This window comes from Erythrobacter litoralis (assembly GCF_001719165.1).
Taxonomy (GTDB): Bacteria; Pseudomonadota; Alphaproteobacteria; order Sphingomonadales; family Sphingomonadaceae; genus Erythrobacter; species Erythrobacter litoralis.
Map to the genome: position 1 here is coordinate 1,946,038 of NZ_CP017057.1, position 14,593 is coordinate 1,960,630.

11 protein-coding genes are annotated in these 14,593 nt (G+C 65.8%); 5 read left to right on the plus strand and 6 right to left on the minus strand.

Features of this window, described 5'->3' with window-relative positions:
* Positions 1 to 43: 43 nt before the first annotated feature.
* On the minus strand, positions 44 to 3,004 hold the full coding sequence (locus Ga0102493_RS09285) for a TonB-dependent receptor (RefSeq protein WP_150132448.1): 2,961 nt from the start codon (positions 3,002 to 3,004) through the stop codon (positions 44 to 46).
* Between the two features lie 205 nt (positions 3,005 to 3,209).
* Here Ga0102493_RS09285 and Ga0102493_RS09290 point away from each other — a divergent pair, with 205 nt between their 5' ends.
* The 4 genes from Ga0102493_RS09290 to ppc all read left to right on the plus strand — a co-directional run bounded on the left by Ga0102493_RS09290 (position 3,210) and on the right by ppc (position 8,428).
* On the plus strand, positions 3,210 to 4,289 hold the full coding sequence (locus tag Ga0102493_RS09290) for a phosphotransferase family protein (protein WP_034900964.1): 1,080 nt from the start codon (positions 3,210 to 3,212) through the stop codon (positions 4,287 to 4,289).
* On the plus strand, positions 4,289 to 5,371 hold the full coding sequence (locus tag Ga0102493_RS09295) for an Rv3169 family protein (RefSeq protein WP_034900963.1): 1,083 nt from the start codon (positions 4,289 to 4,291) through the stop codon (positions 5,369 to 5,371). The genes Ga0102493_RS09290 and Ga0102493_RS09295 overlap by 1 nt, the downstream gene beginning before the upstream one ends.
* A gap of 100 nt (positions 5,372 to 5,471) precedes the next feature.
* On the plus strand, positions 5,472 to 5,699 hold the full coding sequence (locus Ga0102493_RS09300) for a hypothetical protein (RefSeq protein WP_034900962.1): 228 nt from the start codon (positions 5,472 to 5,474) through the stop codon (positions 5,697 to 5,699).
* A 62-nt stretch (positions 5,700 to 5,761) separates the two neighbouring features.
* Positions 5,762 to 8,428 carry a phosphoenolpyruvate carboxylase gene (gene ppc / locus Ga0102493_RS09305; protein WP_034900961.1) on the plus strand — a complete coding sequence of 889 codons (2,667 nt, stop codon included), beginning with the start codon at positions 5,762 to 5,764 and terminating at the stop codon, positions 8,426 to 8,428.
* Positions 8,429 to 8,431: 3 nt separating this feature from the next.
* Here ppc and Ga0102493_RS09310 read toward each other — a convergent pair whose 3' ends face one another.
* Both Ga0102493_RS09310 and Ga0102493_RS09315 read right to left on the minus strand, forming a co-directional pair.
* Positions 8,432 to 10,000: an FAD-binding oxidoreductase gene (locus Ga0102493_RS09310; protein WP_034900960.1), complete on the minus strand. Its 1,569-nt coding sequence runs from the start codon at positions 9,998 to 10,000 to the stop codon at positions 8,432 to 8,434.
* 75 nt (positions 10,001 to 10,075) lie between these two features.
* Positions 10,076 to 10,741: a hypothetical protein gene (locus Ga0102493_RS09315; protein ID WP_034900959.1), complete on the minus strand. Its 666-nt coding sequence runs from the start codon at positions 10,739 to 10,741 to the stop codon at positions 10,076 to 10,078.
* A 164-nt stretch (positions 10,742 to 10,905) separates the two neighbouring features.
* Here Ga0102493_RS09315 and Ga0102493_RS09320 point away from each other — a divergent pair, with 164 nt between their 5' ends.
* Positions 10,906 to 11,172, plus strand: coding sequence for a hypothetical protein (locus Ga0102493_RS09320; RefSeq protein WP_034900956.1), 267 nt, complete (start codon positions 10,906 to 10,908; stop codon positions 11,170 to 11,172).
* A 43-nt stretch (positions 11,173 to 11,215) separates the two neighbouring features.
* Here the strand turns inward: Ga0102493_RS09320 and Ga0102493_RS09325 are convergent, their stop codons facing one another.
* From Ga0102493_RS09325 to Ga0102493_RS09335, 3 genes are read right to left on the minus strand one after another with little or no spacing between them, the layout of a single operon-like run.
* On the minus strand, positions 11,216 to 12,169 hold the full coding sequence (locus Ga0102493_RS09325; RefSeq protein ID WP_051697562.1) for an ester cyclase: 954 nt from the start codon (positions 12,167 to 12,169) through the stop codon (positions 11,216 to 11,218).
* Positions 12,166 to 12,903 carry an SDR family NAD(P)-dependent oxidoreductase gene (locus Ga0102493_RS09330; protein WP_034901805.1) on the minus strand — a complete coding sequence of 246 codons (738 nt, stop codon included), beginning with the start codon at positions 12,901 to 12,903 and terminating at the stop codon, positions 12,166 to 12,168. The genes Ga0102493_RS09325 and Ga0102493_RS09330 overlap by 4 nt, the downstream gene beginning before the upstream one ends.
* Positions 12,896 to 14,419, minus strand: a complete 1,524-nt coding sequence (locus Ga0102493_RS09335; RefSeq protein ID WP_034900955.1) for an amidohydrolase family protein — start codon at positions 14,417 to 14,419, stop codon at positions 12,896 to 12,898. Before Ga0102493_RS09335 ends, Ga0102493_RS09330 begins: the two co-directional genes overlap by 8 nt.
* Positions 14,420 to 14,593: the final 174 nt, after the last annotated feature.

Here is a 14,593-nt window from a genome sequence, read left to right on the forward strand (position 1 = left end):
AGCCGACCCGCCGACCCCCTCCGCTTTCAGGGCCGCCTGGCCGCTAGAAGCTTGCGCCGACCGCGACGCCGTAGCGCCTCGGATCGAGCGTGAAGATGTTGGTGAACAGCCCCGAACTCGCATCGGTCACGTAAAGGCCGGTGGTCGAATTGCTGTCGAAGATGTTCTGGATGAAGCCGCGCACGAACCAGCCATCGTCCGAATTGAGCTGAACCTGCGCATTCGCCTGCACGAACGGCGCGATGCGGTTCACCCTGCCGTTGAAGACATTGCCGAACTGCTCGCCCGTCAGCGCTACGTCGAAACGGGGGACCAGGCTGTAGCCATTGCCGAAATCGGCGGTGTACTGGACGCCCGCCGATGCCTTGATCGTCGGCGCCTGGGGCAGAGTGTTGCCGCGCAGGTTCACCTCGACCCCGGGGCTGAGCACCTCGACCCCGCCAAAGGCCGCCCCTGCGGGCGAGGAGGCATAGCCCGCCAGCACCTCGCAGATGCTGAACGCGCCCGAGGAGGCGATGCCGCCATCGGCCGGGAATTCGCTCGTCCCCTGAAGCGGCGCCGTTACCGGTGCGGAAAGGCCCGGCACATTGCCTGCATTGAGCTCGGAATTGACGAAATTGACGAAGGCATCCGGACCGCCCTCGGACGCCCCGGTCACGGCGCACAGAGCGCCATTGGTGATGTCCTTGACAATCACCGCGTTCTCGTCCCCTCCGCCCGGATCGCGCGGATTGGAGAAGAACTGGTCGCCCGCCACCTCGGCCTTGAGATAGCTGAAATTCACGTTGATGAGCCAATCGGGCGACGGACGGATGATGCTTTCGAGCTCCAGCCCGTAGATATCGGCATCGATCGTATCGTTGACCGATGTGCGCGCGATGATCCGGCTGAGCTGCAGGTCCTGATACTTGTAGAAGAACGCGGTCGCATTGAGCTGCAGTGCCCCGTTCGCGAAGGTGTTCTTGGTGCCGATCTCGAAAGCGTCGATCGTTTCCGGACCGAAGCTTTCGGGCACGTTGAAGATGGGCTGCAGCGGCGGATTGATCCCGCCCGACTTGTAGCCGCGCGAATAGGACGCATAGAGCAGGTTGTCGGGCGTGATCTGGAAATCGAGCACCGCGCGGCCCGTGATCTCGTTGAAGCTGACCGAACGTTCCTGCGACAGCTGGTTGTCGGGTATCCCGGGATCGGCATCGAACAGGCCGACGAAGGGCGAGGTGAACGGATCGCCGTCATTCGAATAGGGATTGAGGAAACTCGCCAGCGTCGAACGCGCGGTGATCGATTTGGAATCGTCGTTGTAGCGCAGGCCGCCGGTGAATTTCAGCCGATCGGTGATGTCGAAATAGACCTCGCCGAAAATGCCCCAGCTTTCGAGATTGTAGTCCTGCGTGTTGTTGCGAAAGAACGAGGTCGCGAGATAGGACGGCGGCAGCCCGGCCGCGAGCGCATTGAACGAGCCCAGGACGCCGGTGATGTAATCGATCGGGAAGGCATTCACGAAATAGCTGTTCTCGCTCGTGTTGAGATCGGCATAGATGCCGCCCAGCAGGAAATTGAACGGCCCGTCGAAATCGGATGAGACGATCGCCTCGACCGACCACGCGCGGTCCTCCTGATTGGAGCGGTCGAACTGCTGGCCAGCGGGCGAACCGATCGAAAAGCCCTCGAAAGCCCCGCGATTGTCGAGCCGCGTGTCCGATGTGCACAGCTCGCCGCCCGGCCCGTTCGGGATGATCGCATCGACGATGGGCTGGAAATAGGCCGCCGTATCAGGACCCACGATGGCCGGATTGGCGAAGGCGGACAACTGGGCGAGCGCGGGTGCATAGAACGCCGGATCGTTGATCCCGAGATTGTAGTCCTGGCGCGAATCGACCGAGCTTTCCTGATAGGTGCCGGTCACGCTCAGCGCGACGGCACCGAAATTGTGCTCGAGATGGGCCTGTAGCTGCAATTCATCGGCGAAATATTCGGGGGTGAACTGGGTGCGGACCTGGCGCACGTCGTTCGGCTCGTCGAAATTCGCATAGCCATCCGGGCCATACAGGCTGTTGAGGCCGAAGCCGGGCGGCAGGCCGTTCAACTGAAGGAATTCTTCCGAACCCAGCGTGCCGGTAAAGGTCGAATTGCCGTTGAGCTGGTCGAAATCGCGGCGGTTGTTGAGGCAGCCCAGTACGCCGGTCGGGTCGCGCTGGCACAGCTGCTTCTGGATGCGCAGCCGGTCGTCGTCCTCCTCGAAATAATAGCCCATGATGTCGAGCGTGGTGTCCGGCCCCGGCTCCCAGCGCAGCGAGCCGCGGATCGCGAATTGTTCGCGTCCGTCGATGTCCTCGCCGTTGAACAGGTTTTCTGTAAAGCCGTCGCGCTTCAGGAAGATGCCCGCGACCCGCGCGCCCAGCGTATCGCCGATCGGCAGGTTGAGCATGGCCTGCGCGCGGATGCTGTCGAAATTGCCGTATTCGAACTGCGCGCTGCCGGAAAAGGCGTTGAGGTCGGGCTTGGCGGTGATGATGTTGACCACGCCCGAGGTCGCGTTGCGCCCGAAAAGCGTTCCCTGCGGCCCGCGCAGCACCTCGATCCGTTCGAGATCGAAATATTCGGTCTCGAACAGGCGGGTGTTGAACAGCGGCGCCGAATTGAGCGCTATGCCCGTCGCGCTGTCGCAGCTTACCCCCACGCACAGGTCGCCGATGCCGCGGATGGTGAAGCTCGAGCCGGTGAAATTGCCCTTGGTGAAGGACACGTTGGGCAAGGTCAGCTGGAGATCGCTCGCATTCTCGATCTGCTGCGCCTGCAGCGCTTCGGCATCGAAGGCGGTCACGGCGAGCGGAACTTCCTGGAGGCTCTGCGCCTGACGCTGCGCGGTGACGATGATGACATTGGCATCGCGCGGGACTTCGGGCAGGTCATCCGGATCGATCTGGTTGGAACTTTGCGAAAACGCCGGCGTCGCCATGGACGCAAGACAGATTCCGGCAAGCAGAATGGTTCTGGCCTTCATGATTTTCTCCCCCATTTTCGGCCGCTTGGGCGGCTCTGGGGCAAGAATATACCTCAAATTCAGACAACTGGGTAATAAAAATCTCATCCCGCGACGGGCCGCATCATCCGGCCGACAGGGCGCCCGTGGTTGCGCCCCTCTCACAATGGTCATTGCCGCGCCTTGCCATGGGCCTTAAGCATCGGGGCGGGAGAGGACTTGGAAATTGAACGATTTTCCGGTGCATGCGGATGCCGTGACGGCTGATTGGCTGACGCTGGCCCTGCGCGAGAATGGCCTTCTTGCAGAGGGCCGGGTGACGGAATTCACATGGGAGGCGATCGGCACCGGACAGGTCGGCGATTCGGTCCGTTTCCACCTTCGCTACGCCCCTGACCGCGCCGGCCCGCCGACGCTCGCCGCCAAGTTCAGCGCCGAAGACGCTACCAGCCGCGGCACGGCGGCGATGATGGGCCTCTATGCCAAGGAAGTGTGCTTCTACCGCGAGGCCGCCCCCCTTCTCGATGTCCGCGTGCCGCGCGTTCTTGCCGCCCATGTGAGTGAGGACGGGACCGGGCAGGTCATCCTGTTCGAGGATCTCGGCCCCGCGCGCGGCGGAGACCAGATCGCGGGCTGCGGGATCGAGGACGCGCGCGCCGCGATCCGGCAGGCCGCCGCGATCCATGCCGGAAGCTGGCAGCGCACGGAACTGCTCGAAGCCGGGTGGATCGCGCCCGCCCCTGAACTCTCGGCGCGCATCGCCGCTATGTATCCGCAGGCGCAGGCTGTCTTCCGCGAACGCTATGCCGAAACGCTGGAACCCGAATACATGGCGCTGTGCGAGGAACTCGCCGCCACCCCCGCCTTCTTCGAGCGCGACAACGCTCGCCCGCAATGCCTCGTCCATGGCGATTTCCGGCTCGACAACATGCTGTTCGATATCAAGGGCGCAGCGGAGCCGATCGCGATCCTCGACTGGCAGACCGTCACCACCGGCAAGGCCATGACCGATATCGGCTACTTCCTCGGCTGCGGGATCGGCACCGACCTGCGCCGCGAGGCCGAGGGCGAATTGCTCGACCTGTGGCTTTGCGAGATGGGCGCGCGCGGCGTCGCCCTGGCACGCGCGGATATCGATCAGGATTATCGCGTCGGCGCCCTGCACGGTGTTTCGACCGCGGTCTTCAGCGCCGCCTTCGTCGAGCGCACAAAGCGCGGCGATGCCAATTTCCTGTCCATGGCGCGCGGGGCCTGCTCTCTCGTGCTCGAACGAAACAGCCTAGCAGCCCTGAAGGAGAGCGCCTGATGGTCCTGACGCGCGGTGACGAATACCCGATCCACCAGACACCCGAACCGGTCGCCTATGCCGGGACCGACCGCAATTTCTACGACCGGTACTTCTTCAACGGCTACGCGCCTGACGGGAGCGGCTTTTTCGCCGCCGCCTTCGGGGTCTATCCCCATCTCGACGTGGCGGATGCGCATTTCAGCTTCATCCGGGGCGGCGTGCAGCATTGCCTCCACGCAAGCTGCGAGCTCGGCATGGAGCGGATGGGATTGAAGGTCGGGCCGATTGCGATCGAGGTGATCGAGCCCCTGAAGCGGCTGAAGGTCACGATCGAGGAGACCGAGGGACTGGCGGGCGAATTCATCTTCACCGCCCGCGGCGCGCCGATCGAGGAACCGCGCTTCATCCATCGGATCGGCCCGCGCGCCTTCATGGATTATACCCGCATGACCCAGAACGGCCATTACGAAGGCTGGATCGAGGCCGACGGCGTGTGCGAGGACATGAACGCGGGCACGATGGGAACGCGCGACCGCAGTTGGGGCGTGCGGCCGGTGGGCGCGCGCGACGAACAGCCGAACCCGAGCGCGCCGCTGCCCTCCTTCTTCTGGCAATGGACCCCGCTGAACATCGAAGGCGGCTCGTTGTTCTTCCACGTCAATGCCGACCCGGACGGGCGCGCATGGAACACGCGCGCGGCCTTCGCGCCGGACGGCTGCGGACAGGACGCGGTGGCCGAGGGCGAAGGCTCGCTCACGGCAAGGCTCGAACGGGGTTCGCGTTGGCCGGCGGGCGCATCGCTCGAAATCGACGTGCCGGGGGCGCCGCGCGCTCTCGAGCTTGCGCCGATAGCGCGTTTCCAGATGAAGGGCATCGGCTACACCCATCCCGAATGGGGCCATGGCCTCCATCACGGCCCGCTGCGGGTGGAGCGCGAAGACCTCATGCTGGCCGAACTCGACCCAGCCGCGATGGACAATCTCCACGTCCAGATGCTCTGCCGCGTAAGCGGCGAAGCGAACGGCATGGGCGTGTTCGAGCAGCTCGCGATCGGGCCCTACGCGCCGCTCGGCCTTGCAGGCATCGCGGACCCGGCCTGAGCCCTTTTCGCGGAACGGCGGCCTGCCCCTCCCGTTGGATTCCCTGAAAGCGCGCCGCCGGAAAGGCGCGCGAATGGACAATAGAACGAGGAGGACCACCATGGTCGACCCAAAGAAGCCCGAATCCAGCCGCTCCAAATGGCTCTGGCCGCTCGTCATAGCCGGGCTCGGCATTCTCGCCGTGATCGTCTTCTTCAACCCTTCGGGCGATCGCGACGGCGATGTCGATACGCCGGTCGAGATCGAACAGATGAACGGTGACGGCGAAGCCACCGACGATGCGACACCCGCGCCCGCACCCGAACCCTTTGCCCCCGGCGGGGACTAGGCGCTAGTACGGCGTACAGACCGGGGCCACGGCCCCTCCCCCTTTTTCACGAGGACATAGCATTGGCGAGTCGTTCCCCGGTCCAGCAGAATCCGGACATCCGCTTTCTCGGCAAGCTGCTGGGCGACGTGATCCGCGAGCATGGCGGCGAGCGCCTGTTCGAGCGGACCGAGGAAATTCGCCGCGCCAGCATCGACCGCCATCGGGGCGAGGACATCGCGGACCTCGGGCTCGAAAAGCTCGATCTCGATGAGACGCTCGCGTTCGTGCGCGGTTTCGGGCTGTTCTCGATGCTCGCCAATCTCGCCGAGGATCGCGCGGCGCCCGTCGCCGAAGGGGCAAGTGATCTCGCCTCGGCGCTGCGGATGCTTGAAGAGGACGGCATCTCGCGCGAGGATGTCGCGCGGCTGCTCGAAAACGCGCTGATCGCCCCGGTGCTGACCGCTCATCCGACCGAGGTGCGGCGCAAGAGCGTGCTCGATCACCGCGCCGCCATTGCCCGGCTGATGCAGGAGCGTGACGCGGCAAACGGGGCAGCCGAGCCGGCGGACGCGGTCGAGACGGCGATCGCCCGCCAGATCGCGCTTTTGTGGCACACCCGCACGCTGCGCCGCGACCGGCTCTACGTCACCGACGAAGTCGACAACGCGATCGACGTAATGCGCGAAGTATTCCTTCCCGTTCTGCCCACCCTCTTCGAACGCTGGGAAAGCGCGCTCGGGCGCGAGCTTCCGGGGTTCATCCGGCTCGGCAGCTGGATCGGCGGAGACCGCGACGGTAACCCCCATGTCACCGCCGGGTCGCTCGATTACGCGCTCTCGCGCGCCGCGCGGCTGGTGATCGGGGCCTATCTCGACGCGGTCCATGATCTCGGCGCGGAGCTTTCGATCTCGAGCGAGCTTGCCCCGGTCGACCCCGCACTCGAAGCGCTTGCGGAGGCAAGCGGCGATACGTCCGCCCATCGCCGGGACGAGCCCTATCGCCGCGCGCTCGCCGGGATCTATGCCCGGCTTGCGGCAACCTACCGCGAACTCACCGCAACCGACCCGCCGCGCGCCCCGGTGGCGGAGCGGCCGGCCTATGCCTCTCCCGAGGAGCTTCTCGGCGAACTGGAGACCATAGCCGCCGCGCTTGAAAGGCTGGGGGGTGCGGGACTTGCCAGCGGCGACGGGCTCGCCCGGCTGATCCGTACCGTTCGGCTGTTCGGGTTTCACCTCGCCACGCTCGACCTCAGGCAGAACAGCGCGGTGCACGAACGCGTCGTCGCCGAAATGCTCGCCGCTGCCGGGGTCGAGGAGGATTACGCTGCCCTGGACGAGGAGGAGCGCATCGCGGTCCTGCGCGGCGAACTTGCCGAAGCGCGCCCGCTGCGCATTTCGTGGCACGATTATTCCGAGGAGACGACCGGCGAGCTCGAGATCATCGACGCGGTCGCGCGCGCGCATCGCCGCTTCGGCGCGGCGGCGGTCACGCAATATATCGTTTCGATGGCGACGAGCGTTTCGGACCTTCTCGAAGTTCTCGTCCTGCTGCGCGAAGCGGGACTCTACCGCCCGGGCGAGCGGGCGGAATGCCCCGTCATGCCGGTCCCCCTGTTCGAGACGATCGGCGACCTCGAAGCTGCGCCCGCGATCATGCGAGAGGCGCTGGCCCTCCCCGAACTTGCCGACCTCGCGGGCACGCGGGGGTTCCAGGAAGTGATGCTGGGCTATTCGGATTCGAACAAGGACGGGGGCTATCTCACCTCCTCCTGGCATCTCGCCAGCGCGAGCGAGGCCTTGGGCAAGGTCTTTGCCGAGGCGGGCGTCACCATGCAGCTCTTTCACGGGCGCGGCGGGTCGGTCGGGCGCGGCGGAGGCTCGGCCTTCGATGCGATCCGCGGCCAGCCGCGCGGCACCGTGAACGCGCGCATCCGGATTACCGAACAGGGCGAGGTGATCGCGGCCAAATACGGCAGCCGCGACAATGCCGCGCGCAACCTTGAAGCCATCGCAAGCGCGACCGTGCTCGCAACGCTCGAACCGGAACGGATCGCGCCCTCCGACGCGCAGCGTTTCGCATCGGCGATGGGGGAGATCTCCCGCACCGCTTTCGGGGCCTATCGCGCACTCGTTTACGAGACCGAAGGCTTTGTCGATCTCTTCCGCCAGATGACCCCGATCGCCGAGATAGCGGGGCTGAAGATCGGCAGCCGCCCGGCGAGCCGCAAGGGCACCGACCGCATCGAGGACCTGCGCGCGATTCCGTGGGTGTTTTCCTGGAGCCAGGCGCGTGTGATGCTGCCGGGCTGGTACGGGGTCGGCCACGCGCTCGATGCCTTCGACGACAAGGGCCTGCTGCGTGCCATGGCCCGGGAATGGCCATTCTTCAGGAACGCGCTCGCCAACATGGAAATGGTGCTGGCGAAATCCGACATGGGGATTGCACGACAATACGCCCTGCTGGCCGAGGACAGCGCCCTGGCGCAGCGCATCTTCCCGCGCATCGAGAAAGGCTGGAGCCTGACCCATGATGGGCTGCTGGAAGCGACGGGACAGAGCTATCTGCTCGAACATTCGCCCCAGCTCGACGCCTCGATCCGGCTGCGGCTGCCCTATATCGAACCGCTGAACCTGCTGCAGGTCGAATTGCTGCGCCGCCACCGCAGCGGCGAGGACGATCCGCGCATCGCCGAAGGCATCCAGCTCTCGATCAACGCCATCGCGACCGCACTTCGCAACAGCGGCTGACGCCTAAAGCCCCAGCGCGCCGGGATTGATGATCGCATCGGGGTCGAGTTCCCGCTTGAGCGTGCGCACCAGCGCAAGATGCACGGGATCGTGGTCCTTTAGATAGGGATAGGACCGCCCGATCTGGTAATGCACCCCGCCATGATCGTGCATGAGCGCGACGACCTCGCGCTTCATTTCCTTCACCAGCGCCTCGGCCTCGGGCGCGGCTTCATAGACGGGAAGGCCCTCGAGATGCACGGGTTCGACGGTGCGTTCGTGATAGGCATTGCGCGCATCGGGCCAGTAGAACGTCGGCTCGTAGATGAAGACGCTGGTGCCGATGGCCATGAACATCCCGCCGGTATAGATGCCGTGCGAGTCCATGTCGGCGCGGCGCGATTGCCAATAGGCCTGCAGCGCCTCATGAAAGGGGCGCGCGGCGCAATGCGGCAGCTGGGCGTGCATCGGAAGCCAGCGTTCGCCCTTGGGCCCGACGACATTGTTGAGCGGGGCAAAGGGCATGGCGCGCACGACTTCGGGCACGCTCGCGGAAATTTCCTTTCCGTATTCGCGGGCGATGCGCCTGATCTCGGCGATCTTGTGCGCAGCGTCCCTGTCGTCAAAGCCTTCCGCGATGAAGTGCCCGGCGAACTTGGCCCTGGCGATCCCCTTCGAGCCGGCCAGCGCCATCTTGGCGACCGTCTTCGCCCCCTTGGCGAGCGAGGCGCTGTTTTTCATCACCGCGCCCGCCATGTCGAGCTTGTCGGACAGGTCCGCCTCGCCGATCTGGCCCTGCTGGAGCGCTTCGTCGAGCCCGAAATTTTCCTCGGCAAGGCCGCTTGCCGCGACCTGGCGGAGCGCCCGGTGCAAGTCCTCGAAACGCGCGAAATCGAACGAGGCGGCACCATGCGCCGCCCCCGCCCTTTCAAGCGCGAGGGTGATGCGCACCTTGATGCCGAGCGCGCCGCAATCGCCCGTGAACAGGCCCGCAAGGTCGGGTCCGTAATGACGCGAGAACGGAAGCGCCGGGCCGGACAGCGCACTGCCGGTGCAAAGCATCTCGCCCGTGCCGGTGACGACGGCCAGTGATACCACGCTGTCGGCCGCCGTGCCCTGACCGTGGCTGATCGCGTTCATCGAGACCCCGCCCGCAACGGTTGCATTGAGGCCCGAATAGCTCCCCCAGAAACGCGTCTTGAGCCCGCGCGGGCCAAGCGCCTCGCGCAGTTCGGCCCAGGTCACACCGGGCTCGACGCTGACAAGGGCATTGTCCTCATCGATATGGATCGCCTTCATGCGCGAGAAATCGAGCGTCACGCCGCCCTGCCGCTGATGGGCATAGGCATCGGTATAGCTCGCCCCACCGCCGCGCATGACGATCGGCATGGAATGTCCGCGCGCGTGACGCACGATCCGGGCGATCCCCTCGGCGCTGCCGGGCCGCACCACCGCAAGCGGCAATTCGTGCCGCCGGAACACATCGGTCGCATAGAATTCGAGGGTTTCGGGATCGGTCAGGACATTGTCCGACCCGACGATCGTGGCAAGGCCCGCCAGCGCGTCCTGCCCGTCCCTGATTGCAGTAGCCATGTGCCCACGATACGCCGGGGCAGGCCCGGGGACCGCTCCGCAAGATCCTCTCTCCGCCCCTCGGATAGTCGCCCGCTAGCTCTGTTTCAGCGACAGCAGCTCGTAATGGCCGTCGAGATAGTCCCAGCGCATGAAGGCGAGCACGTCGAGACTTTCGCAAAGCCACATCTCGATCGGCGGATAATCGCCATAGGTGACGGTGACGAAACGGCAATCGAACGTGCCCGCCGCGACCTCGCGGCGCTCCTTGCCGTGTTGCTCGATCCGCGCCTGCGTCGCGTAAAGCCCCGGGACACCTCCGCCATTGGCGGCCAGCGAATTGGCATGGACGGTGATCGCGGCGATACGATCGCCGGCCAGCGCGCGCACGATCCAGCCGTCATTGACCAGCGAATGGGTGCCGAAGAAGCGGCAATCCTCCGCCTGCTCGATCCGTTCGGGATTGCCATCAGCGGGGACGATGTCGGCTAGGATGCGCCCGGCGCCGAACCGGTAATGACCGCTGCCGAGTATTCGCCCGCACTCGACCGTGCGCACGAAGGCTTCGCGCGGCGCTTCGTCGGGGTCGAGGCAGAGCAGGCAGTCGCGCACCAGCGCATCGTAATCCATCACGCATTGCGCGCGCAGCACGCCCGAACCGTCCGCCTCGCGCGAGACGCTGAACAATTCGCTCCCCGTGCGCGCGCCGCCCGCGCCGAAATAGCCGATGGCCCCGTGAAGGTTGTAGCGCGCTCCTGTCATGTCCGCACCCTGCCGGGCGGGCTACCTTTCATCCCGCGCATCTGCGCCGATCCTCGTGGTGCGATCAGGGCCGAGCCGTGCGAGACATGCGCTGCGTGCCCTCACCCTGCCGGATATTCGCGGCCCGCGCTTCGTTGAAGGCGGACACGACACCGGAGCAGCACATGAAGAAGACCGCCAGTTCGATCCCCCCCGCCTTTCCCCTCGCCCTCCCCCTGGCCCTCGCCGCACTTGGCCTCGCCTCCTGCGGATCGCAGCAGGAGAGCAAGGCTTATCCGGAGATCGAGGAACCCGAGTCGGCCGGTTCGCAGGAAACCGCGATCGGAGGGATCGCCGAGCCGAACACTCCGGACGAGGCGATCGCCGACGAGACTGCCGGTTCCGTAGAGAACGAACTCACCGACGAGGACGAAGCGGGCATGGTCGAGTGATCGTGCCTGCCCCTGGCGAGGCCGGGCACGCCCGGCAGCGGGCCTAGCCGGACAGCTGCGCCAGAAGGCGGGCGAATTCCTCGGCGTGCCAGACATCGGTGACGAGGCCGTCCTCATCGATGCGGATGACATCCATCCCGTTGATGGAAAACCGCTTTCCCGAAGGTGCGACACCCATGAGAAGCGCGCCCGTATGGGTGCCTGACATGGTCCAGCGATCGCACACCATGTCGCCGTCTATGACATAGCATTCGATCCGCATGGCAAGGTCGGGGACCGCTTCCCTCAGCCAGCGCAACACGTCGAGAATGCCCTCGATCCCGGGTTTCTGGCCGGGCGCCATGTTGTGATCCACCACCTGCGGGTGATAGATTTCATGGGCAAGTTCGACCTTTCCGCCGGCCCACAATTCCTCGATGTGTCGGCGCGCGATCGCAAGATTGCGCCGCTCGCGCGGTGTGAAGCGAGCTTCCCCGGGAACGATCGCATCCCCACCGGGGCCGGCATCTGGGCCGGGTCCCGCATGTGCAGCCAGTTCGGCAGGCAGTCCTTTCGGTTTCCCGATATCGAGCGTGCCCGCGCCCATCTGGTCCATCAGCTGCGCCATCTCCTCGACATGCCACAGATCGCTTATCCGGCCCTGCTCCACGCGGACCATGTCGATGCCCGAAATCGAAAGGCGGTTTCCCGTCGCCGGCACACCGATAAGGTCGCCTGAATGCGTCCCGCTCAAGGTCCAGACATCGACACCGAAATCCCCGGCGACGAGCGTTGCATGGAGGTCCATCGCCATGTCCTCGATCCCAGCGCGGAACTGGTCGACCACGTCCTTGAGCGCCTCGCGCCCCGAAGGTTGCCCCGGCACCGGCATGTGATCGGCGATCGAAACGGCGTAATTCGCATCGACCAGGCCGGTGCGCCCCTTGCCCCAGATTTCCTCGATCTGATCGGTCAGAAGGCGCCTTATCGCGCGCGATTCCGGTCTGTCCCCGCTCATCGGGCGGAAAGCCCGCCATCGACCGCGAGGCAATGGCCGGTCACGAAACCGGCCCGGTCGCTGAGCAGCCAGGCGGCGGCTTCCGCGACTTCGCGCGCCGTGGCGATCCGGCCCATCGGATGCGATGCCGCCGCGCCTTCGGCAAAGCCGGGATTGGCCGCGAAACCCCGCTCGGTCAGCATCGGCGTCTCGACCGCGCCGGGAAGTACGGCATTGACCCGCACGCCCGCAGGCGCAGCCTCGAGCGCAGCGGAGCGGGTGAGCCCGATCACCGCGTGTTTGGAGGCGCTGTAGGCGGCAAGCCCCGGCGCGCCGAGCCAGCCCGTCACGCTCGACGTGTTGACGATCGCCCCGCTCCCGCGCGCGATGAAGCCGGGCAGGAGCGCTTTCAGGCAGTTCCACAGACCCTCGACATTGACCTGCTGCACCTTGCGGAATTCCTCTTCGGGATAATCCGCGATGGGCACCATGCGCCCGCCCATCCCTTCGGTCCCCGCATTGTTGAACGCGGCATCGAACGGCCCGTGCCTCTCGAGCGCGTCGGCCAGCGCCGCGCAATCGGTGATGTCGCCGACCAAAGCCGCGCTGCCGGGCAGGTCGCGGGCCACATCCATCACCGCCTCGTCGCGGTCGAACAGGACGGGGGCCGCGCCATATTCGCGGAACAGGCGGGCCGCTGCGCGGCCGATTCCGCTCGCAGCGCCGGTGACAAGGATCGTCTTGCCTTCAAGCATCGCCCGATCCTCCGCCCCGTTCGGCATACCCGTGCACGCTGTTGTCGGGCGCCCCGCCCGCTTCGCGATAGGCGGCGACGATGCGGTCGAGATGGCGGCCCTCAACCGCTGCCTTGCGGTAATCCGCCGGATCGACGCCGTAGAGCGGCGCGGCATTCTCGCCCAGGATCGCCCGCTTGAGATCGCTGTCCGCAGAACCGAGGGGCTGGTAGCCGAAACGCTCGACCAGGTCCTCGGGCATCCGCAGGCGGCGCAGCGCCTCGATCTGCCATTGGGGCGAGCCGTACCAGACGCTGTCGGTGCCCCACAGCACCTTGTCCGGCCCCAGCCCCTTCACCAGCATCCCGATCATCGCCGCCGCGAGGCGCGGATGGGTGAGCACGGTGAAGGCGAAGCTCGCCCCGATATCGGCATAGACGTTGCTGACGCCCCATTGCTCGGGGATGGCGACAAGGTCGCTCACCCAGTCGATCCGCCCGGTCTCCTCGAACCGTTCGAGCTCGGCGATGGTCGGCTGGGGAATGGTGCGATAACCCGCGTGGTAGATCACGAAATTGAGCTGCGGCCAATCGCGCGCGGCGCGGCCCACGTCGTCGACCCTGGCGAAAGGCTCCGCGCCCGGCATGACTTCGTCCGCGTCTGCGGGCAGCAGACCCTTGTGGATGCAGACATTGCGCACGCCCGCCTTCGCCATGCGTTCGTAGGCGGGGTACATCAGCGCCTCGTCATCGAGCCGGTAACGCTTGTGCGAAGGCGAGAAAGGCTCGCCCACGGTATAGCCCTTCCAGCCGTCGGGCTTCAGTTCCTCGTGCGCACGGTCGACCTCGTCGAGCCAGCCGTCCTTCCCCGGCCCCAGCACCGCATGGGTCAGCAGCCGCCTTTCCCCGACCACCGAATTCACCGCCTCGCGGGCGGCGGCCATCTGGTCGTTGGTGAGCATCGGCACGCCCTCAGAAGGGGCCCCCGAAAGGAGCGCGACCTTGGTGTCGCTGTCGAGATAGATCGCCTTGATGAAATGGGCGAACTTGATCTGCTCGATCTCGAACGCCCCGGCATGGGGCAGGCCAAGGATTTCGGCGGACAGCTCGATCAGGCCAGTGAGCGGCTCGAACATGTCGGGATCGGCATCGTCGCGCAGGAAATGCACCTGGTCGTCAAAGACGAACTGGTCCTGGAGAGACGCACGCAGGGCCTCCGCTTCGTCCGCATCCTCCGTCTCGCCCTCGCCCACGTCGAAATGCGGGTCGAACACCTCGTTCAATGCCGCGAAGGCATTCGCCATGCCGATCGGCGAGGCGAGCCACGAAGCGCGCGCGCCGTTGCTCTCGCTGTCGCCGTCCCGGCAGGCGGCCTGCGACCGGTTCATCATGAGCGCCTCGTAGCGTCGCAATTGCAGGCTCTGCCCGGGCGGCGTGAATTCCCCGTTGGACACGATCATGGAGGGAACCGGAAGCCGCGCAAGGCTCTCGCCCGGGGCCAGTCGCCGGCGATGTTCTTCGGTAAGCAGCGTAACCATGCCACGAGAATGCCCGCCGATGGCCTGCGCGCTTCATGAATAAACGTTTGCGCGCCATAACGATCCGTCGAAGGCCGCAGCCCAATACCCAAGGTTATCGTTCGAGTACCAGAAGTCATTGTTCGCTGGCCCCCGGCGCTGGAAACCTTCCGTAACTCGAAAGGCGGCGGCACG